The organism is Mycobacterium tuberculosis complex sp. N0072 (assembly GCF_030323725.1).
Taxonomy (GTDB): Bacteria; Actinomycetota; Actinomycetes; order Mycobacteriales; family Mycobacteriaceae; genus Mycobacterium; species Mycobacterium tuberculosis.
In genome coordinates this window covers 1,553,256-1,573,609 of sequence record NZ_CP040689.1, presented here as the reverse complement: position 1 = coordinate 1,573,609, position 20,354 = coordinate 1,553,256, and the positions used below count along the sequence as shown (strand labels likewise).

Below are 20,354 nucleotides of genomic sequence, written 5' to 3'. Positions count from 1 at the left end.
AAGCCTTTCCGCGTGCGATTCTGCGTCTGCTCGCGCCCTCGACGCTAGATGGCGCGCTTGAGGTCGTCGACCTTGTCGAGCTGCTCCCACGGTAATTCGACGTCGGTGCGGCCGAAGTGCCCGTAGGCGGCGGTCGGCGCATAGATCGGGCGCAACAGGTTCAGGTCGCGGATGATGGCACCGGGGCGCAGGTCGAATACCTCGCCGATGGCCTTCTCGATCTTGACCGGGTCTTCCGTCTCGGTACCGAACGTCTCGACGAACAGGCCGACGGGTGCCGCTTTACCGATGGCGTAGGCCACCTGCACCTCGACCCGTTCAGCCAACCCGGCGGCGACGACATTCTTGGCCACCCAGCGCATCGCGTACGCCGCCGACCGGTCCACCTTGGACGGATCCTTGCCGGAGAAGGCGCCGCCGCCGTGGCGGGCCCAGCCGCCGTAGGTGTCGACGATGATCTTGCGGCCGGTGAGCCCGGCATCGCCCATCGGCCCGCCGAGCACGAACTTGCCGGTCGGGTTCACCAGCACCCGCACCGTCGACGCGTCCAGGGTTTCGTGGGCCAGGTCGTCGAGCACGGTGTTGAGCACCTTTTCCCGGATGTCGGGATCAAGCGTCTTCTCCAGGTCGATATCGGCCGCGTGCTGGGTGGAGATGACCACGGTATCCAGCCGCACCGGAACGTTGTCCTCGTAGGCGATAGTGACCTGCGTCTTGCCATCCGGACGCAGGTAGGGCAGCACCCCGTTCTTGCGGACCTCGGTCAGCCGCCGCGACAGTCGGTGGGCCAGCGCGATGGGCAGTGGCATCAGTTCCGGGGTGGCATTGATCGCGTAGCCGAACATCAGGCCCTGGTCACCGGCGCCCTGGGAGTCCAGCGGATCGGCCGCGCCCTCGACCCGGGCCTCGTGGGCGGTGTCGACCCCCTGGGCGATGTCGGGTGACTGTGCGCCGATGCCGATGTTCACCCCGCAGGTCGCCCCGTCGAAACCCTTGTCCGACGAGTCGTAGCCGATCTCGAGGATCCGTGCGCGGACCGTGTTGGTGATGTCGGCAAACGCCTCCTTAGCCGAGGTGGTCACCTCACCCACCACGTGCACCTGCCCGGTGGTCACCAGCGTCTCGACCGCGACACGTGAGCGCGGGTCCGCCGCTAGAAGCGCGTCCAGAACCGAGTCGCTGATGGCGTCACAGATCTTGTCGGGATGTCCCTCTGTCACCGACTCACTGGTAAACAGCCGACCCTTTTCGCTCACTATCGTCATCCTTCCGATAAATAGTTAGCCGAATTATATCCTCAGGCATCAATCTCAGCTCGTCCAATCGAGCAAGGGATCGTCCAGCACCTGTCCAGGACCCGTACAGAACCGGCCGCCGGACCCGTTAGCTGCTACAGCCTGCCAGGAACGTGACGATTGCATCAACGATACGGCTCGCCATCAGTGTCTTGGAGCCGTGCTGCAATGCCGACTCGGTACCATCGGACGCCAGTAGCCAGCCGTCGTTGCTGTCTACCTCAAAGGCCCTGCCTTCGCCGACGGCATTGACGACTAACAGATCGCAGCCTTTGCGTCGCAGTTTAGCTCGGGCATGAAAGAGCACGTCGCCATTGGCGTCGCCGGTCTCGGCTGCGAAGCCCACAATGGCCCGCATGTTGGGCAGTTGTCCATGGGCTCGGGCCCGCACCACCCCGGCCAGCACGTCGTCGTTGCGCAGCAGCTCGATGGTCGGTGGGCCTTCGACGCCTTTCTTGATTTTGGCGGTGGCAACCTGCGCGGGCCGGAAGTCGGCGACGGCCGCCGCCATCACCAATACGTCGGCGGTCGGAGCGTGCTTGGACACCGCGTCGGCGAGTTGCTGGGCCGAGCTGACGTGCACCACCTCGACGCCGGCGGGATCGACGAGCCCTGCGGTATGCCCAGCGATCAAAGTAACGTCGGCGCCGCGCTGGGCGGCCACCCGCGCCACCGCATAGCCCTGCTTGCCGGAGCTGCGGTTGCCGATAAAGCGCACCGGATCGATCGGCTCGCGTGTGCCACCGGCGGTAACCAGCAGCTTTCGCCCCGCGAGATCGTAGGGCAGGGCGTCGTGCCGCTCCAGCAGCAGCTGGGCGAGGGTGGTGATCTCCTCCGCCTCGGGCAGTCGGCCGGCCCCGCTGTCGGCGCCGGTAAGCCGTCCTGTCGCGGGCTCGAGCACCACCGCGCCGCGGCGGCGCAGCGTGGCCACGTTGTCGACGGTGGCCGGATGCAACCACATCTCGGTGTGCATCGCCGGCGCGAACAGCACCGGACACCGCGCCGTCAGCAGCGTCGCGGTCAGCAGATCGTCGGCTCGACCGGCCGCCGCGCGGGCCAGCAGGTCGGCGGTGGCCGGCGCCACTACGACCAGATCGGCCTGCTGGCCGAGGTGAACATGCGGGACCGCCGGAACGTCGGCGAAAACGTCGGTGCACACCGGCTCACCGGAGAGCGCCTCGAAGGTCGCGGCACCGACGAAGCGCAGGGCGGATTCGGTGGGAATGACTCGGACGCGATGACTGGCCTCGGTGAGTTGACGAACAACCGTGCACGCCTTGTAGGCGGCGATGCCCCCGGAGACACCGACTATTACCTGCTTGGGGATCCGTTTATGGTCCACCACCTCAGGCCTGCCCTGCTACTCGCCCTCGGTGTGCTCGAGCAGATCGGCGTGGATCTCGCGCAACGCGATGGACAACGGCTTCTCTTGCAACCCCGGCTCAACCAGCGGACCGACATATTCGAGGATGCCCTCGCCAAGCTGGTTGTAGTAGTCGTTGATCTGCCGGGCACGCTTTGCCGCATAGATCACGAGGGCGTATTTGCTCGAGACGCGGTCCAGCAACTCGTCGATGGGCGGATTGGTGATGCCCAGCGGGGTGTCGTAGCCACCTGATGCACCTGACGACGGATCGAACTGATCCACGGCGGGGACGGCGGCCAACGACGCGTCGGACTGCGAGATACTCACGTGAAATTTCTCCTGGCGGCGTAGAGCGGCTTGGAAAGCTAAATACTGACTAGTCACGACGTGGGTCACGGGGAGCCCGGTGCCGTTCCCACCAGCAAGGATACCAATTCCGCACACGCAGACTCTAATCGCCTGTTCACCACGACCTTGTCAAAGTCGCCCTGCGCTGCCAATTCGATCCGCGCGGTGTCCAGGCGGCGTTGGATAACGTCAGCTGTTTCGGTGCCGCGGCCAATCAGTCTGGCCTGAAGATCCTGCCAGCTAGGTGGCGCCAGAAACACGGTGACAGCCTCGGGCATCGTCTTCTTGATCGCCCTGGCCCCGGCCAGGTCAACCTCGATAAGCACCGGCACACCAGTCGCCGCGGCCGCCCGCACCGGCTGGGCCAAAGTGCCCGACCGGTGCAGGCCGCCGTGGATTTCTGCCCATTCCAGCAACTCACCCTGGTCGATGAGCTGCTGAAAGCGGGTGGGGTCGATGAAGTGGTAGTCGACACCGTCGACCTCGCCCGGGCGTGGCGCCCGCGTCGTGGCCGAGACACTGAAATGCAGATTCGGGATCCGCTCGCGCAGACACCGAACCACCGTGGATTTGCCGACCGCGGAAGGACCGGACAGCACCACCACACGTCCCACTGCCGCCGGTTGGCCACGCGCGGTGGGCTTGGTGTCCGGTCCCTCGCCGACGCTCACTGGCGCTCCTGGGCGGGTTCCCCCCACGGGGCGTTCGGCCTGAATTGTGAGCTGGCCCTGTCAGGCCGCCTCTCCCCCGTATGCGGGGGTACGCCCACCACAGGCCTTCCGGCCCGCATCGTCGGCCGGCGGGGTTAGGCGGAGCCGAACTTTTCCAGCAGGGCCTTGCGCTGACGGTCACCGAGGCCACGAAGGCGGCGGGTGGGCGCAATTTCCAGCTCGGTCATGATCTCCTGCGCCTTGACCTTGCCCACCTTTGGCAAGGCCTCAAGCAGCGCAGACACCTTCATTTTGCCCAAGACTTCATCGCTCTCCGCGTCCTTGAGGACCTGGGTGAGGTTGGTGCCGCCACGCTTGAGCCGATCCTTGAGCTCTGCTCGCGCTCGACGTGCGGCAGCAGCCTTCTCCAACGCGGCCGCGCGCTGCTCGTCGGTCAACTGGGGAAGGGCCACGATTCCTCCGTCTCTCATCGATATCAATCGATCGTTGTTTGTCCCGGCCGGGTACGCCGGCCAGCGCAGACGACCGTACTCAGGCTTCCTGACGAAATCTAACCCGACCCCCTGGTTTTGGGGACAAACGTGCAGCGTGGGAGTAGCACGTGCCACCGGCCAGCGGTCCGCCGGGCGACCTCGAAGGCCTCTCGACGGAGCCCCGTGTCCGTGCCGGCATGGCTGGCATGGAACATGAATAGTGTTGCCTAACAATGGATTTAGGCTTTCCGGACCTGCTCAACCGGTCGACGACGGCCGACGACTGGTGGCGGCAGGTGGCGTCGCAACTCGCAGTGCCGGGGATCACTCGCGGTTGGGCGACCTATCGCGCGTGTCGCGCCATGGTTGCGTCAACGCAACCCTGCCAATTTTCGCCGACATCTCCGCGGTGCAACCCAACAAGGATCATCGTGGCTGCTAGTGCCCCAAACGCGGGTGCTCAGCATCATCGGACATTGCCCTGACGATAGCTCTCGAGTGCTCTCTCAGCTGTTTGCCAGCCACTGCCCAGTCAGCTATCAGCGATGCTCGTCGAACACGCCCTGATCATGGGTCCAGGTGCCGGGCATCATCGGCATCGTTGGGCCGCCGCCGAAGTCGTCACCGGCCAGCGTGGTCAACCCCGCCGCTTTCACGACCGCCTCTTTGCGCACCGTGCCAGCAAATCCGATAGGTCCCGCACCACAGTCGGACGCCCGGGCACCCGGCTGGTGCTCTGGGGCCGGAGCTGCCGCGTCGAAACCCATGTCCATCGTGACGAATTCGTCACGATGGCCACGTGCCTTCGCCGCCGAGCGGCCCCGCCGTGCAGCACGCGCCTGCGCACGCGCCGAGGCCTGGGCCGCCGACTCGGCTGCAGCGGAATCGGACGCCGCGGCCTTGGCGTGGGCCGACTGTCCCGAGCCGAACCCTATTCCTGGGCCGCCACCGCCGACCAGGTAGGGCGGGAAGCCTCCGAAACCAGTCGCCGGCGGCGTCGGGCCGGCTGCGGTGGCGCCGGCCGCTGCCGCCGGTGCGGGTGCTGAGGCGGGGAGCATGCCCGGCGCGGCGACTGCAGGGCCCACCCCGGCGACCGCCAACATAGGCGGCGCGGCCGCGACGGGTGTCAGCTCCGGTACAACGGCGGGTATCGCAGCAGACGGAATGGCGCTCAGGCCGGATAGGCCCGCCAAACCAGTTATTGCTCCCAGGTGGGCGATGACGCCAGTGAGGGCAGCCGACAGCAACTGCGGGTACTGGCCCAGCCAGGTAGCGATCTGGGCTATGTGCGTCGGCAAATCCACCACAACGACGTAGAGGAGGAACTGAAAAGCCCCAGTCGGATTGGTGAACAACAGTTCGCCAAATTGTTCACCATCCTGAAAAAACTCGAGGCCTCGAGCCAGCCACCAGATCGCGTGACCGGGGTAGACGTAATCGTCGTAGTCGAGTCCGTTGAGGGTGCCGTTGACGGGGTCCCAAACAATGCGGCCCGCGCTGACGCCACGCAGGATTTCGGCAAAGAAGTTATCGATCATCCTGGCGTGACCGCCATGACTGTGACCGCCATGGTTGTGGCCGTCTTCATCGGAGTCCTCCCCGGTGTCGGGGAGCAGTTCATCGGATTTCAGGATCAGCGGCGGGGGGCTGGTGTGCGGCATCGCGGAGAGCGCCGATCTGGAGACTGTTGAATAGGTCGCCATCGTGGTGGCGGCCCGAACCCACATCTCCACGTACTCGGCCTCATTGATCGCAATGGGAATGGTGTTGATGCCAAAGAAATTGGTCGCTACCAACACCGCGAGCTTGATTTGGTTGGCGGCCAGTTCGACCTGAGTAGGCATCAGCTCTACCGCGGCAGTGTAGGCCTCGATGACGACGTGTTGCTGGGCGGCCATTTCCACGCAGTCGGCGCTGGCTTGGATCAGCCACGCCAGAAACGGCATGTACGCGGCGACAAACGCCTCGGCGGCTTGCCCCTGCCATCCCTCGGAGGCCACCACCCCCAACAATTCCTCGACCTCTGATGCCGCTTCTGCGTATTGGGCGCTGAGCTCCCCATTCTGCGTGGCGGAGATCAACATCGGCCCAACGCCCGCACCGTAGTTCAGCATCGCCGAGTGCACCTCGGGAGGGAAGGCTATCCACGGCTCGGTCATAGCCCACCGCTGAGATACGACGCCGCCGCCAGCGCATCCCTAGCGGCATAACTGGCACCCGATTCGGCCACCCCGACCCCCGAGCGGCCGAGCTCCTCAACCCCCTGAGCGGCCATTGCCACATGCTGACTACCGTGAACGCTGAACTCAACGGCGTTGCACACCGAAACCGAGTCGGACCCAGGCGGGATGACCGCCGCGATAAACGGGGCCGCCGCGGCGTGCGCGGCGGCCAGGCGAGCGGTCACTGCTTCGATGGCAGCGCTGGCGCCTGCCAGGCTTTCGGGAACGACTCGCAACGTCACGACACAGACTCCATCTGTTGGGGGTTCAACGGGGATTCAACCGGACACTTAGCGCCACTATTGAATATGAATATCATTTGAACGAGAGGTTAACACAGCGTGACGACGGCCCAGGGCGGTGAGTTTGGTCACACGAGCGCTGGGCTCACCACCCCATGCTGGTGGGATTTAGCGGCGCGGTGGCAGGGCACCCGCTACACGGCAGCGAGATAGGCGACGGCATCGCGCATCCGTTCGCCCGCGGCGCGCAATTCGGGCACGCCGGGGCCGGCCCGCAAGACCTCGCGCGCCACCGCGGGCAACAGCTGGCTCGATGCGGCCCCGCCCAGACCGCCCAGCGCCTCCGGGCGCCCGCCCTGCACCCCCACGCCGGGCACCAGCACCGGCCCGGTGAAGGCGCTGAGATCGGGGGCCTGTGGCGCCGTTGCGCCGACGACCACGCCGATGGATCCGGGCCCGGGTCCTGCCGCCTCGTTGGCCGCCCCCACCTGGTCCACGACCAACTGGGCCACGCTGCGGCCGTCGGCGGCGGCATTCTGCACCGCCGCACCTTCGGGATTGGAGGTGGCCGCCAGCACGAACACCCCTCGGCCGTGGGCGGCCGCGACCTCTAGCAGCGGCCGCAGCGAACCGAAGCCCAAATAGGGCGAGGCCGTCACGGCGTCGGCGGCCAGCGGCGAGTCGCCCACCCAGGCCGTCGCATACGCCGACATGGTCGCCCCAATGTCGCCGCGCTTGGCGTCGGCCAACACCAGCACGTCTGCGGCCCGCAGTTCCGCGATGGTGCGCTCCAGCACCGCGAATCCGGCAGCCCCGTATGACTCAAAAAACGCCACCTGCGGTTTGACCACCGCGAAATCAGCGAAGGCCCGTACGCAGATGTCGCAGAACGCGGCCAGCCCGTCGGCCGTGGTCGCCAGATCCCAGCCCCGCAGCAGCTCGGGATGCGGATCGATGCCCAGACACAACGGGCCGCGGCGTGCCTTTGCCTCGGCCAACCGGAGACCGAACCCGGTCACCGCTCGACGCCCCCGATCACCCGGTGCAGCTCCTGCAGGGAGCGCACCCCGATGTCGCCGCGGATCCCGGCCTCTATCCCCTGCACGGCGGCGGATGCGCCCTGCACCGTGGTGATGCACGGGATGTTGCCGGCCACCGCCGCCGAACGGATCTCATAGCCGTCGATGCGCGGACCGGAGTTGCCATAGGGAGTGTTGATCACCATGTTGACCTCGCCGGCTCGGATCGCGTCCACCGCCGACATTGTGGGGCGGCCGGGCTGCGCCGGCTCGAAATGTTTGCGGACGTCGTCGCAGGGAATACCGTTGCGGCGCAACATCTCTGCGGTGCCTTCGGTGGCAAGGACGCGAAAACCCAGGTCGGCCAATCGTTTGACCGGAAACACCAGCGACCGCTTGTCCCGGTTGGCCACCGACACGAACACTGTGCCCTGGGCCGGCAGCGACCCGTAGGCGGCGGTCTGGCTCTTGGCGAACGCGCTGCCGAAGTCGCGGTCGATGCCCATCACCTCGCCGGTCGATTTCATCTCCGGGCCGAGTAGCGAGTCGATGGCGGCCCCGTCGGCGCGCCGGAACCGGTGAAACGGCAACACGGCCTCCTTGACCGCGATGGGGGCGTTTCGCGCCGCGTGGGCGCCATCCCCGGTGACCGCCAGCAAGCCTTCGGCGCGCAGCTGGGCAATGGTGGCGCCCAACATGATCCGGGCGCATGCCTTGGCGAGTGGCACCGCTGTGGCCTTGGATACAAACGGAACGGTACGGCTCGCTCTCGGGTTGGCTTCCAGGACGTAGAGCACGTCATCCTTGAGCGCGTACTGCACGTTGAGCAGCCCCACCACGCCGATGCCGTGCGCAATGGCTTCAGTGGCCTTACGCACCTTCTCGATGTCGCTGCGGCCCAACGTGACCGGTGGCAGCGCACAGGCCGAGTCACCGGAGTGGATGCCGGCCTCCTCGATGTGCTCCATGATCCCGCCGATATAGACCTCGGCGCCATCACACAGCGCGTCGACGTCGATCTCGACCGCGTCCTCGAGGAAGCGGTCGACGAGCACCGGGTGTTCGGGGGATAGCTGAGTGGCGCGGGTGATGTAGCCCTGCAACGTTTCTTCGTCATACACGATCTCCATGCCGCGACCACCGAGCACATACGACGGCCGCACCAGCACCGGATAGCCGATCTCCTCGGCGATCCGGCGGGCCTGGGCGAAAGTGGTTGCGGTGCCGTACTTTGGCGCCGGCAGTCCGGCGGCGCTCAGCAGGTCGCCGAACGCGCCGCGATCCTCGGCCAGGTCGATGGCCTCCGGTGGGGTGCCCACGATCGGGACCCCGGCGTCGGCGAGCCGGTGCGCCAGCCCGAGCGGGGTCTGGCCGCCGAGCTGCACGATGACGCCGGCCACTCCCGGGCCACCGCTACCGGATTCCATTTCGGCGTGGTAGACCTCCAAGACGTCCTCGAACGTCAACGGCTCGAAGTACAACCTGTCCGCGGTGTCGTAGTCGGTGGACACCGTCTCCGGGTTGCAGTTGACCATCACGGTCTCAAAGCCAGCCTGGCTCAACGTGGTTGCCGCGTGTACGCAGCTGTAGTCGAACTCGATACCCTGGCCGATCCGATTGGGCCCCGAACCGAGGATCAGCACCTTGGGCCTTTCGGTCTGCGGGGCCACCTCTGTTTCGGCGGCGGGGTCGAGCTCGTAGCTGCTGTAGTGGTAGGGGGTTTGGGCTTCGAACTCCGCCGCGCAGGTGTCCACCGTCTTGTATACCGGGTGGATGCCCAGGCGCACGCGCAGTGACCGCACGCCGGCCTCGCCGGCCAATTCCGGTCTCAGCGACGCGATCTGGTGATCCGATAGTCCGCTGTGCTTGGCGCGCCGCAGCAGCTCGGCGTTCAGCACGGGTGCCGCGACGAGTTCGTTGCGCAGATTGACCAGCTCGTTGATCTGCGCGATGAACCACGGGTCGACACCGCTGGCCTCGGCCACCCGTTCCACCGTCGCACCCAGCCGCAACGCCAGCTCGATGTCGTAGAGCCGGCCTTCGGCCGGGGTCCGCAGCCGGGTCAGGGCTTCCTCGATGCCGCCGTCGGGATCCGGTGCCGTCCAGAACCCGGCGCGGGTCGTCTCCAGCGAGCGCATCACCTTGCCGAGCGCCTCGACGAAGTTGCGGCCCAACGACATTGCCTCACCGACAGATTTCATGGTGGTGGTCAGGGTGGGATCGGCACCGGGGAACTTCTCGAACGCGAACCGCGGCGCCTTGACCACCACGTAGTCCAGGGTGGGTTCGAAACAGGCCGGCGTTTCCCCTGTGATGTCGTTGACGATCTCGTCGAGGGTGTAACCGATGGCCAGTTTGGCGGCGATCTTGGCGATCGGAAAGCCGGTCGCCTTGGACGCCAACGCACTGGAACGCGACACCCGCGGGTTCATCTCGATGACGATCAGCCGACCGTCGCGCGGGTTGACCGCGAACTGGATGTTGCAGCCGCCGGTGTCCACACCCACCTCGCGCAGGATCGCGATGCCCAGGTCGCGCATCCGCTGGTATTCCCGGTCGGTCAACGTCATCGCCGGCGCGACGGTGACCGAGTCGCCGGTGTGCACACCCATCGGGTCGACGTTTTCGATCGAGCACACCACCACCACGTTGTCGTGGCCGTCGCGCATCAGCTCGAGTTCGAATTCCTTCCAGCCGTAAATCGATTCCTCGATGAGCACGTTGGCGCTGGGCGAGGCCGCCAGCCCGGCGCCGGCCATCCGGTCGACCTCGTCGGTGGAGTACGCTATCCCCGAACCCAGCCCGCCCATGGTGAAGCTCGGCCGCACCACCACCGGCAGGCCGAGCTCGGCGACCGTCTCACGCACTTCGGCCATGGTGAAACACACTCGGCTCCGGGCGGATTCGCCACCGGCCTTGGCGACGATGTCCTTGAACCGCTGCCGGTCCTCGCCGCGCTGGATGGCGTCGAAATCGGCGCCGATGAGTTCCACGCCGTACTTTTCCAGCACCCCGCTCTCGTACAGCGCGACCGCGGTGTTCAGCGCGGTCTGCCCACCCAGGGTCGCCAGCAGGGCGTCGATCTTGTTGCCCCGCTCGGCCTGTTGGGCGATAACCCGCTCCACGAACGCCGGGGTGATGGGCTCTACGTAGGTGTGGTCGGCGAACTCCGGGTCGGTCATGATGGTGGCCGGATTAGAGTTCACCAGGCTGACCTGCAAGCCCTCGGCGCGCAGCACCCGGCACGCCTGAGTCCCGGAGTAGTCGAACTCGCACGCCTGGCCGATGACGATCGGCCCGGAGCCGATGACCAGCACGTGGTGCAGATCGGTGCGACGGGGCACTAGCGGCCCTCCCCTGCCATCAGCTCCACGAACTGGTCGAACAGGTACTCGGCATCGTGCGGGCCGGCGGCGGCTTCCGGGTGGTATTGCACCGAAAACGCCCGCCCGTCAACGAGCTTGACGCCTTCGACCACACCGTCGTTGGCGCAGGTGTGGCTGACCACCGCGGGACCGAACGGGGTGGCGAAGGATTGGCCCGCCTCCCCCTGAAGGGCGAAGCCATGGTTTTGCGCGGTCACCGCCACCCGACCGGTGGCGTGGTCGACGACCGGGATGTTGATGCCGCGGTGCCCAAACACCATCTTGTAGGTCGACAGGCCCAGCGCGCGGCCCAGGATCTGGTTGCCGAAACAGATGCCGAACAACGGGATTCCGGCGCCCAGCACCTCGCGGGTAAGCGCGACGACGTGATCGGCGGTGGCCGGGTCGCCGGGGCCGTTGGACAAGAACACGCCATGCGGGTTGAGTTCGGCGATCTGCTCGAAGGTGGTCGATGCCGGCAGCACATGGCAGCGAATCCCGCGCCGGGCGAAGTTACGCGGAGTGTTGGTCTTGATACCAAGATCTAGGGCGGCCACGGTGAACCTCGAAACACCCGGTGGCCCGTCGGGTTCGACGACATACGGCTCCGCGGTGCTGACCTCGCCGGCCAGATCGGCGCCCAGCATCGACTGTTGTGCTCGCACCCGCGCGATCAAGTCGGCAGGCTCGGCCAGCGCCCCGTCGGAGAACACCCCCGCCTTCATCGACCCGCGGCTGCGCAGATGGCGCACCACGGCCCGGGTGTCGATGCCGGCGATCCCGACGATGCGCTGGCGGATGAGTTCGTCTTCCAACGTGCCGGTGGCGCGCCAGTTGGACGCGCGCGGCGACGGGTCGCGCACCGCGTAACCGGCGACCCAGATCCGCTCCCCTCGGCTTTCGGAGTCCTCGCCGTTCCAGCCGGTGTTGCCGATCTGCGGCGCGGTGGCCACCACGATCTGACGGTGATAGCTGGGATCGGTCAGCGTCTCCTGATAACCGGACATGCCGGTGGAAAACACGGCCTCCCCGAGCGCTTGTCCGGTCGCGCCGAACGGCCTGCCGGTGAACACCCGGCCGTCTTCGAGGACCAATACGGCTTTGCTCAAACGGGTTCCTCCAGCCACTCCTGGTATTCGTCGCGGTTGTCTGCCCGAAACCCGACATCGATCTCGGTGCCGGACGGCAGTCGCCAACGGATCGCGAGTATCCCGATGCCGGCCACCACCTTGCCGGCGACGCCGCGTTCCATGCGAATGGCGGCGATCGACTCCGTAGGAATCCAAATCGGCTGAGCCCGTGCGCGTTCCACCATGATGCCCGACGGATACCGGGTGAGCACCGCCTTGCTGCGATACCCGAGATCACCGACGGTGACCCGCTCGTTCCAGGCCGGCGACAGCGTGGCGCCCACGTACAGGCCGCGGGTGGTGACCGTGGCCGAGCTCACGTGCTCGGGCACGTCGGGCAAGTCGCCGAGCAGCTCCGCCTGCCGCTCCGAACGGCGCCGCCAGCCGCGCATCATCAGCCGAGCGAGCACCGCGATCAGCATGACGAGCACCGCCGCGAAGATCAGCGACCCCGCCAGCGTGCCGGAGTTCATGCCCGGATCTTCCCGTCGCGCGCGGTCACCTTCCCGCGCAGCAGGGTCGCGGTCACGGTGGCGGGCAGGCTCATCGACTCAAACGGCGTGTTGGCCGACCGGCTGGCCAGGTCGGCGCCGGTGACCGTCCAGGTGGCGTCGGGGTCCACCACCGTCAGGTTGGCCGGCTCCCCCACCTCCAGTGGCCGGCCCTGATCGGGCAAGCGTGCGATGCACGCCGGGTTCTCACTCATCACCCGCGCGATATCGCGCCAACTCAACAAGCCGGGCGCCACCATTGTCTGCACCACCACCGACAATGCCGTCTGCAACCCGAGCATGCCGGGCCGGGCCGCGGCGAATTCGACGCATTTCTCGTGCTCGGCATGCGGGGCGTGATCTGTGGCCACACAGTCGATGATCCCGTCGGCCAGCGCCTGTCGCAGGGCGACCGCGTCGGAAGCTTCGCGCAGCGGCGGGTTGACCCGGTTCACGCCGTCATAGCTGGCCAATCTGGCATCGTCGAGCAACAGGTGGTGGGGGGTGACCTCGGCGGTGATCGAAATACCCTGGTCCTTAGCCCATTTCAGGATTTCGACGGTGCCCGCGGCCGACGCGTGACAGATGTGCACCCGGGCGCCGGCGTCACGGGCCAGCAAGGCGTCGCGGGCGACGATCGATTCCTCGGCGGCCCGCGGCCATCCCGCCAGGCCCAGCCGCGCCGCCATGGGTCCCTCGTGCGCGACGGCGCCGACCGTCAGCCGGGGCTCCTCGGCGTGCTGGGCGATCAGCACGCCCAAACCGGTGGCATATTCCAGGGCGCGGCGCATGATCAGCGGGTCATGCACGCAGACCCCGTCGTCGGAGAACATCCGCACCTGGGCGGCGCCGGCGTTCATCATGCCCATCTCGGTCAGCTCGGCTCCGGCCAGCCCGACGGTGACCGCGCCGACGGGGTGCACGTCGACCAGGCCGACCTGCTGGCCGCGGTGCCAGACGTGGTCGGTGACCACCGGGCTGTCGGCCACGGGGTTGGTGTTGGCCATCGCGAACACCGCGGTGTAGCCGCCCAAAGCGGCCGCGGCCGAACCGGTTTCGATGTCCTCGGCATACTCGCGGCCCGGCTCGCGCAGATGGGTGTGCAGATCGACGAACCCGGGCAGCAGCACGTGTCCGGTGGCGTCAATGACATCGGCCGTATCGGGGATCGCCAGATCCGGTCCTATCTGGGCGATCTGGCCGTCATCGACGAGTACGTCGACCCGCTCCCCCTCGCCGTAGGGCCGCACACCACGAATCAGCACGCTCACGCCGCACCCTCTTTACCGGCATCCTGCGCTCCCACCAGCACATGGAACAGCACCGCCATCCGCACCTGGACTCCATTGGAAACCTGTTGCAGCACAGCCGATTGCGACGAGTCCGCGACCGAAGATGTGATCTCCATGCCACGCACCATCGGTCCCGGGTGCAACACCACGGCGTGGCCGGGAAGCATCGCCTGGCGCCGCTCGGTTAGCCCGTAGCGGACCGAGTACTCCCGTACGGACGGGAAAAAACCGCCGTTCATCCGCTCGGCCTGTACCCGCAGCATCAATACCGCGTCGGCGGCGGGCAGCTCGGCATCGAAGTCGTGGGAGACGGTGGCCGGCCAGCCGGTCACCCCGACCGGTAGCAATGTGGGTGGCGCCACCAGCACCACCTCGGCGCCCAGGGTGTCCAGCAGCATGACGTTGGAGCGGGCGACCCGGCTGTGCAGGATGTCGCCGACGATCACGATGCGCCGGCCTTCGATGCCGCCGAGGCGCTGACGGATGGTCAGCGCATCAAGCAGCGCCTGCGTGGGGTGTTCATGAGTGCCGTCACCGGCGTTGATCACCGCCGGCCCATCGTTGTGGGCGCCGGTCCACTGCGCCAGCAGATGGGCGGCGCCGGACGCGGGATGGCGGATGATCAGCGCGTCAGCCCCGGCCGCGCGCAGGGTCAGCGCGGTATCCCGCAGCGACTCACCCTTGCCTACCGAAGATCCGGCAGCGCTGACGTTGATCACGTCGGCGCTCATCCACTTACCCGCTACCTCGAACGACACCCGGGTGCGGGTGGAGTTCTCATAGAACATCGTGACGACGGTCCGGCCCCGCAGCGTCGGCAGCTTCTTGATGTCGCGACCGACCAGCGCCTGCGCAAACCGGTCGGCGTCGTCGAGGATGGCGGTGGCGTCGTCGCGGCTGAGGTCGGCGGCGGTCAGCAGGTGCCTTGGGGTCATCGCGAGATCACCACGCCGTCACGGCCGTCGTGCTCGCGCAGCCGCACGTGCACGCTCTCGCTGCGCGAGGTCGGAACGTTCTTGCCCACATAGTCGGCGCGCAGCGGCAGTTCCCGGTGACCCCTGTCGACCAGCACCGCCAATTGCACCGCCCGCGGCCGGCCCACGTCGCGCAGCGCGTCCAGGGCGGAACGCACCGAGCGCCCGGAGTAGAGCACGTCATCGACCAGGATCACCAGCGCGTCATCGATCCCACCGGCCGGGATCGACGTCGACGCCAAGGGCCGCGGCGGCTTGATCATCAGATCGTCGCGGTACAGGGTGATGTCCAGCGCGCCATGGCCGACGTGGATGCCGCTGTATTCGGTGATATTGCCGGCCAGGCGATTCGCCAGCGTCACGCCACGGGTCGGGATTCCCAGCAGCACCACCCGCGGCGCGTCGGGTCCGACTGGGTCATCTAACGCGGTCTTCTCGATAATCTGATGCGCGATGCGCGAAATCGTGCGGCCGACGTCGGCCGCGGACATCAACTCGCGGGACTCCCGGCCGATTGCGGCATCACCCGCAGCACCCATGGGAAACCTTGACCTCCTTCTCCGCCTCTCTGGACGGATCGTTAAAGGATGTCGACCGCTCGGCAGCGTAGCACTCGCACGCTGCGGGCCCGCGGTGCGGTGGCCGTGGTGGCCCAGGCCTGCTATACTCGAACACATGTTCGATTTAGTGAGCCTCGCGGGCGTGGATTCGCGCGACGATGAGGCGAGCCTGACCGCGCGGATCGCCGAGCTGGAGCGGGTCAAATCGGCCGCGGCCGCCGGTCAGGCACGTGCTGCGGCGGCGCTGGACAAGTTGCGTCGCTGCAATGAGGCGGATGCGGGGGTGCCGGCACGGCGGCGCGGGCGTGGGGTGGCCAGTGAAGTAGCGCTGGCGCGACGGGATTCGCCGGCGCGCGGCGGGCGCCACCTGGGGTTCGCGAAGGCGTTGGTGTATGAGATGCCGCACACACTCGCCGCGCTCGAGGTCGGGCGGCTATCGGAGTGGCGGGCCACGCTGATCGTGCGGGAGTCGGCCTGCCTGGACGTCGAGGATCGCCGCGCACTCGACGCCGAGCTGTGCGCCGACATGTCCGCATTGGACGGGATGGGTGATGCGCGGATCGCCGCCGCGGCCCGGGCGATTGCCTACCGGCTCGATGCCCAGGCGGTGGTGGAGCGGGCCGCCAGGGCCGAGACCGAACGCACGGTGACGATCCGCCCGGCCCCCGACACCATGACCTGGGTGACGGCGTTGCTTCCGGTGGCCCGAGGCGTGTCGGTCTATGCGGCGCTCAAGCGGGCCGCCGACACGACATTCGACGATCGGACACGGGGCCAGGTAATGGCCGACACGTTGGTCGAGCGGGTCACCGGACAACCCGCCGAGGCGGCCCAACCGGTAGCGGTCAACCTGGTGCTCTCCGACGAGACACTGTTAGCTGGCGACCGCGCCCCGGCGGTGGTCGACGGGTATGGCCCCATCCCGGCGGCCGTGGCCCGCAACCTGGTGCGCGACGCGGTTGCCGATACGCGGTCACGGGCCACGCTGCGCCGGCTCTACCGTCATCCGCGCTCGGGGGCCTTGGTGGCGATGGAATCGCGGGCACGCCGGTTCCCGAAGGGGCTGGCCGCGTTCATCGGGTTGCGCGATCAGCGCTGTCGCATGCCCTACTGCGATGCCCCGATCCGCCACCGTGACCACGCCCAGCCGCATCATCGAGGCGGCCCGACCACCGCGACCAACGGCCTCGGATCGTGTGAACGCTGTAACTACGTCAAGGAAGCTCCCGGCTGGCGCGTCAGCACCGACACGGACGAAACCGGCCGTCACACAGCTGAATTCACCACGCCCACCGGGATGTACTATCACTGCACCGCGCCACCACTGCCCGGGCCGTTGGAGATAGACGTTAGCCAGGTGGAAGCCAGAATCGGTGTCGCCCTCACCCACCTACACGCCGCCTAAGCTGGCCAGCATGCCAGGTATAGATTTCGACGCGCTCTACCGTGGCGAAAGCCCCGGCGAGGGCCTCCCGCCGATCACGACACCGCCGTGGGACACCAAAGCGCCCAAGGACAATGTCATCGGCTGGCACACCGGCGGCTGGGTGCACGGCGACGTGCTCGACATCGGGTGCGGGCTCGGTGACAACGCGATCTACCTCGCCAGGAACGGCTACCAGGTGACCGGGTTGGACATCTCTCCCACCGCGCTGACCACCGCCAAACGGCGAGCCAGCGACGCCGGAGTCGATGTCAAGTTCGCAGTGGGTGACGCCACCAAGCTGACCGGCTACACCGGCGCGTTCGATACCGTGATCGACTGCGGGATGTTCCACTGCCTAGACGACGACGGCAAGCGCAGCTACGCCGCCTCGGTGCACCGGGCCACCCGACCGGGCGCCACCCTGCTACTCAGCTGCTTCTCCAACGCCATGCCGCCCGATGAGGAATGGCCGCGGTCGACGGTATCCGAGCAAACGCTGCGCGACGTCCTCGGTGGCGCTGGCTGGGATATCGAGTCGCTGGAGCCCGCCACCGTGCGCCGCGAGTTAGACGGAACCGAAGTCGAAATGGCGTTCTGGAACGTCCGCGCTCAGCGGCGCGGGTCCTAAGGTGCCGACCTCGATGCGCGGCAGTTGGTCGTCGACGGCCGCGACGGCGAACGGGGTGGCGGCAGCATAGAAGGCGTCCTCGGTCATCAGTCCACGCCGGGCCAACTCGATGCGGTTCACCTGGGTCCCCCATCGGGCCCCAAAGAGGCGCTTCAATTGCGTCGGATCGGGCCGGCCCAGGTTCAGGTGCGGCTTTTGCCGGGCCAGATCGTCGCGCTTGCAGAGTGCGTGGGCCGCCATGGCACGCCATCGGGGCAGTCGGGAGTCCTTCCGCAGCAGGTCAAGGAAATGGTCGATCGCCGGCAATAACCGGACGACGAACAACGTGCGGGTGATCACTCGCGCCGAGATCGAGATGGGGTCATTGCCCAGGCCGTGGCGCTCTTCGGTGGTGAGCCAATGCGCTGCGACCGCCTCGGGAAAGCCGGTCTCGTCGATGATGCCGGTGGCAAGTGCGTAGCGATAGGCAATGAATTCCAGGGCGCGCCCGTAGCCCTCCGATGCCACCTCGGCGACGGCTCGTGCGGCACGCTCACCGACGCTTCCGGATTGTTCGGGGTGTTTCAACGTCCAGTACCAGGCAGCGACCTGTTGCAGTGCTGGCCGGTAGGCCCAGTAGTCAACCGAGCTCACGCTCAAAAACGACAAGACCTCCAAGTCGGTGACGTCGACAAAAGACTCGCCGTGGTCGGCCGATGCGGCGACGGAGGTGGGCGGTGCCCATCGCTGCCGCCACCGCCGCGACCACACGGTGGGCGGCGGACCCGGACGAAGCGGCTCCACCCGGGGGCGCTGGCCGAGCTGCCGCAACGCCAGCAGCGCATCGGCGTGTTTGACATCGACCCGCAGTGACCGCAACTGTGCGGCGAGGCCGCGCTGGTCCGGGGCGCCGACCTCACTCAGCAGCCGCGCCCAGGTGCGCATGGTGAACGGTGTGGCCCGCGCGGTCTCGATGATCCGCTCGGCCAGCTCGGAGCACACCACACCAGTTGCGACGGCCCGCGCCAGGGTGTGGCGCATGTTCACCAGCGCGTCGACGAAGACCGGGTAGCCGTCGTCGGCGTCGCCGTGCACCACGCCGACCTCATCGTCGGCCTCGAGTACCCCATCTCGGTAGCTTTCGAAGACCCAGCCATAGCCCTCCATGCCAAATGGATGCAGCTCAGCGGCCCGCAGGGCGCCCATGCTCGACGATCCGACGACTCGGACACCGTCGGCCATCAACGTCAAAAGCTCCTTATGTCGAACCGACGGCTGCTGAAAGAACAATCCGTCGACAATCAGCAGCGTGTCACCCGACCGCAAGTCATAGGAGAGCGCCTGGCCAAACGCAATCGGCGGCGCCACCTCGGCATCCGGCACCACCGAGCGGATGTCCGCGGCGCTAATCGTGGGCCCAGCGGTGACGACAATCCTGCCGCAGGCCGTCATTCAGCCTCCTGTAGGGGTGTGCGCATCGGCGATGCGCTCGACAGCACGAGGCCCGGGGCGAGCACCTTCACCACGGGGACACAGGCATCGGCGAAGTCGCACACGACCGCCAGCGGCTCGGTGCCGGATCGGTTGGCCACCGCCGTCGCCGCCGACGCCACCAACTCGGGCAGCGAGTCGACATCGGGCACCCGCCACGGTGTCGGCCGCGCGCGGTTCAGCCGCAACGACGTCTTTCGCGCCTTCGCGTATGTATGCACCCGGCCGAACCGGTGGTAGATCGCCGACGGGAGGTCCTCGCGGGCTCCGCTGATTGCCGTGATGCGCGACTGGGCGGCTTCGGTGATCGCCCGCGATAACGCCACGTTAGGGTCGTGGTGTAACCCGAACCCGCCGAAGGTCACCTCCAGCGTCGCGGAGGTGAGCTCGGCGGCAAAACAGTAGTAACCGTCCCAGACATCGATGCGGGCAAGGTCCACATCGTCCCCGGCGTCACGGATCATCTCAACCAGGTGGGCGCTGTCAGAGCCGGCGACATCGTCAGTTGGCACCTCGAACATGGTCTCTCCGGCGACCGCTGCAGCCACGCTATGCCGCTCCATCACCTCGTACAAGGCGTGCAAGGTGGCCTCGTCGTAGCAGTTGCCGGAGGCCAGTCCGGTGGTGTCCATCTCGAACATCGGCGGTTCCCAGCAATCGCGGGTTGCCACGTTCACCAGCACCGCCGTCCACGGTACCCAGGTCCGGCGACCGGTCAGCAACGTCGTCGCGACCATCCAATCGAGCTTGACGCCGGCGTGGTAGAGGCTGCCCGGCCGGTGGCGAAGTTGGGCGGGGTCGTAAGTCAGGTCTGCCTCGAGATCCCGGGCGGTCGCAGACCACAAGTCGGCAGTGACGTTCTCGGCGTGCCATCCCTCCAAGGACTCCATCACCGCCGAGACCTGGGCAGCCCGATAGCTGGCGGCTTTGCCCTGGCTGACCGACAACGTCAGCGATGCCGGGCGCACCGCCTGAACCGTTGGAATGCCAAGACAATCCAGCCATGTCACGTCGGCGACCCTGGTAATGCCTGCTGGCGCGAGAAAGGGCTGCAGGGCCAGCCAGGTCTCGTCCGGGCTAGTGATGCGGTGGGTGCCGTGCCGGTGAGCGATCGTCGTCGGGTCCGCAGACCCTAATACACGGCTTGGCCAGTACGACCAATTCGGGCCCGACAACACACCTGTCGTCGAGCCCTGACTCAGGGTCGACCCCACGTCATCGTCTTGCGCTACGCCAGCCCTGAATGCGGGGAATCGCGCCAATCGGCGACCGGTCATTCACCGTCGGCCGCAAAGAAATACGCGGCGTAGAGCGCTTGGCTTTCTTGGAACAAGGTTTCCTGTGACATGCGATTCACCTCCTCTCCTCTCTGGGAGTGGCGC

At 67.1% G+C, this 20,354-nt stretch carries 18 protein-coding genes; 2 read left to right on the top strand and 16 right to left on the bottom strand.

Annotated elements, in window-relative coordinates:
* Positions 1-44: 44 nt before the first annotated feature.
* From metK to pyrR, 14 genes are all read right to left on the bottom strand, one after another.
* Positions 45-1,256 carry a methionine adenosyltransferase gene (gene metK, locus FF952_RS07420; RefSeq protein ID WP_003900333.1) on the bottom strand — a complete coding sequence of 404 codons (1,212 nt, stop codon included), beginning with the start codon at positions 1,254-1,256 and terminating at the stop codon, positions 45-47.
* Between the two features lie 127 nt (positions 1,257-1,383).
* A complete protein-coding gene (coaBC, locus tag FF952_RS07415; protein ID WP_003898859.1) occupies positions 1,384-2,640 on the bottom strand; it encodes a bifunctional phosphopantothenoylcysteine decarboxylase/phosphopantothenate--cysteine ligase CoaBC in 1,257 nt (418 codons plus the stop codon).
* Positions 2,641-2,655: 15 nt separating this feature from the next.
* Positions 2,656-2,988 (bottom strand): DNA-directed RNA polymerase subunit omega, encoded by a 333-nt coding sequence (gene rpoZ / locus FF952_RS07410; RefSeq protein ID WP_003407248.1) that lies wholly within the window; start codon positions 2,986-2,988, stop codon positions 2,656-2,658.
* A 65-nt stretch (positions 2,989-3,053) separates the two neighbouring features.
* Positions 3,054-3,680: a guanylate kinase gene (gmk, locus tag FF952_RS07405; protein WP_003900331.1), complete on the bottom strand. Its 627-nt coding sequence runs from the start codon at positions 3,678-3,680 to the stop codon at positions 3,054-3,056.
* A gap of 134 nt (positions 3,681-3,814) precedes the next feature.
* Positions 3,815-4,132 (bottom strand): integration host factor, actinobacterial type, encoded by a 318-nt coding sequence (gene mihF / locus FF952_RS07400; RefSeq protein WP_003407240.1) that lies wholly within the window; start codon positions 4,130-4,132, stop codon positions 3,815-3,817.
* Positions 4,133-4,692: 560 nt separating this feature from the next.
* Positions 4,693-6,312: a PPE family protein gene (locus FF952_RS07395; RefSeq protein ID WP_003407230.1), complete on the bottom strand. Its 1,620-nt coding sequence runs from the start codon at positions 6,310-6,312 to the stop codon at positions 4,693-4,695.
* The gene (locus FF952_RS07390; protein WP_003407225.1) at positions 6,309-6,617 is read right to left on the bottom strand and encodes a PE family protein; all 309 of its coding nucleotides are present in this window, start codon (positions 6,615-6,617) and stop codon (positions 6,309-6,311) included. The genes FF952_RS07395 and FF952_RS07390 overlap by 4 nt, the downstream gene beginning before the upstream one ends.
* A gap of 194 nt (positions 6,618-6,811) precedes the next feature.
* Complete coding sequence (pyrF, locus tag FF952_RS07385) at positions 6,812-7,636, bottom strand: orotidine-5'-phosphate decarboxylase (RefSeq protein WP_003407220.1); 825 nt, start codon at positions 7,634-7,636, stop codon at positions 6,812-6,814.
* Entirely contained in the window at positions 7,633-10,980 is a 3,348-nt protein-coding gene (gene carB, locus FF952_RS07380; protein ID WP_003407211.1) for a carbamoyl-phosphate synthase large subunit, read from the bottom strand. The genes pyrF and carB overlap by 4 nt, the downstream gene beginning before the upstream one ends.
* Positions 10,980-12,110 (bottom strand): glutamine-hydrolyzing carbamoyl-phosphate synthase small subunit, encoded by a 1,131-nt coding sequence (gene carA / locus FF952_RS07375; protein ID WP_003407208.1) that lies wholly within the window; start codon positions 12,108-12,110, stop codon positions 10,980-10,982. The genes carB and carA overlap by 1 nt, the downstream gene beginning before the upstream one ends.
* Positions 12,107-12,604 (bottom strand): PH-like domain-containing protein, encoded by a 498-nt coding sequence (locus FF952_RS07370; RefSeq protein ID WP_003898853.1) that lies wholly within the window; start codon positions 12,602-12,604, stop codon positions 12,107-12,109. The genes carA and FF952_RS07370 overlap by 4 nt, the downstream gene beginning before the upstream one ends.
* Positions 12,601-13,893 carry a dihydroorotase gene (locus FF952_RS07365; protein ID WP_003407204.1) on the bottom strand — a complete coding sequence of 431 codons (1,293 nt, stop codon included), beginning with the start codon at positions 13,891-13,893 and terminating at the stop codon, positions 12,601-12,603. The genes FF952_RS07370 and FF952_RS07365 overlap by 4 nt, the downstream gene beginning before the upstream one ends.
* Positions 13,890-14,849, bottom strand: a complete 960-nt coding sequence (locus FF952_RS07360; RefSeq protein WP_003407200.1) for an aspartate carbamoyltransferase catalytic subunit — start codon at positions 14,847-14,849, stop codon at positions 13,890-13,892. The genes FF952_RS07365 and FF952_RS07360 overlap by 4 nt, the downstream gene beginning before the upstream one ends.
* Positions 14,846-15,427, bottom strand: a complete 582-nt coding sequence (gene pyrR, locus FF952_RS07355; protein WP_003407196.1) for a bifunctional pyr operon transcriptional regulator/uracil phosphoribosyltransferase PyrR — start codon at positions 15,425-15,427, stop codon at positions 14,846-14,848. The genes FF952_RS07360 and pyrR overlap by 4 nt, the downstream gene beginning before the upstream one ends.
* Positions 15,428-15,563: 136 nt before the next feature.
* Between pyrR and FF952_RS07350 the strand changes: the two genes are divergently transcribed.
* Both FF952_RS07350 and FF952_RS07345 read left to right on the top strand, forming a co-directional pair.
* Entirely contained in the window at positions 15,564-16,853 is a 1,290-nt protein-coding gene (locus FF952_RS07350; protein ID WP_003911527.1) for an HNH endonuclease, read from the top strand.
* 10 nt (positions 16,854-16,863) lie between these two features.
* Complete coding sequence (locus tag FF952_RS07345; protein ID WP_003898852.1) at positions 16,864-17,502, top strand: class I SAM-dependent methyltransferase; 639 nt, start codon at positions 16,864-16,866, stop codon at positions 17,500-17,502.
* Here FF952_RS07345 and FF952_RS07340 read toward each other — a convergent pair.
* The gene (locus FF952_RS07340) at positions 17,440-18,933 is read right to left on the bottom strand and encodes a TfuA-like protein (RefSeq protein WP_003900327.1); all 1,494 of its coding nucleotides are present in this window, start codon (positions 18,931-18,933) and stop codon (positions 17,440-17,442) included. The genes FF952_RS07345 and FF952_RS07340 overlap by 63 nt on opposite strands.
* Entirely contained in the window at positions 18,930-20,249 is a 1,320-nt protein-coding gene (locus FF952_RS07335) for a YcaO-like family protein (RefSeq protein ID WP_003407188.1), read from the bottom strand. The genes FF952_RS07340 and FF952_RS07335 overlap by 4 nt, the downstream gene beginning before the upstream one ends.
* Positions 20,250-20,354 lie beyond the last annotated feature (105 nt).

Coding starts and splice junctions, on each gene's coding strand:
- FF952_RS07395 (WP_003407230.1), bottom strand. CDS start 6,312: ATGACCGAGCCGTGGATAGCCTTCCCTCCCGAGGTGCACTCGGCGATG.
- FF952_RS07370 (WP_003898853.1), bottom strand. CDS start 12,604: ATGAACTCCGGCACGCTGGCGGGGTCGCTGATCTTCGCGGCGGTGCTC.
- FF952_RS07360 (WP_003407200.1), bottom strand. CDS start 14,849: ATGACCCCAAGGCACCTGCTGACCGCCGCCGACCTCAGCCGCGACGAC.
- pyrR (WP_003407196.1), bottom strand. CDS start 15,427: ATGGGTGCTGCGGGTGATGCCGCAATCGGCCGGGAGTCCCGCGAGTTG.
- FF952_RS07350 (WP_003911527.1), top strand. CDS start 15,564: ATGTTCGATTTAGTGAGCCTCGCGGGCGTGGATTCGCGCGACGATGAG.
- FF952_RS07345 (WP_003898852.1), top strand. CDS start 16,864: ATGCCAGGTATAGATTTCGACGCGCTCTACCGTGGCGAAAGCCCCGGC.
- FF952_RS07340 (WP_003900327.1), bottom strand. CDS start 18,933: ATGACGGCCTGCGGCAGGATTGTCGTCACCGCTGGGCCCACGATTAGC.
- FF952_RS07335 (WP_003407188.1), bottom strand. CDS start 20,249: ATGACCGGTCGCCGATTGGCGCGATTCCCCGCATTCAGGGCTGGCGTA.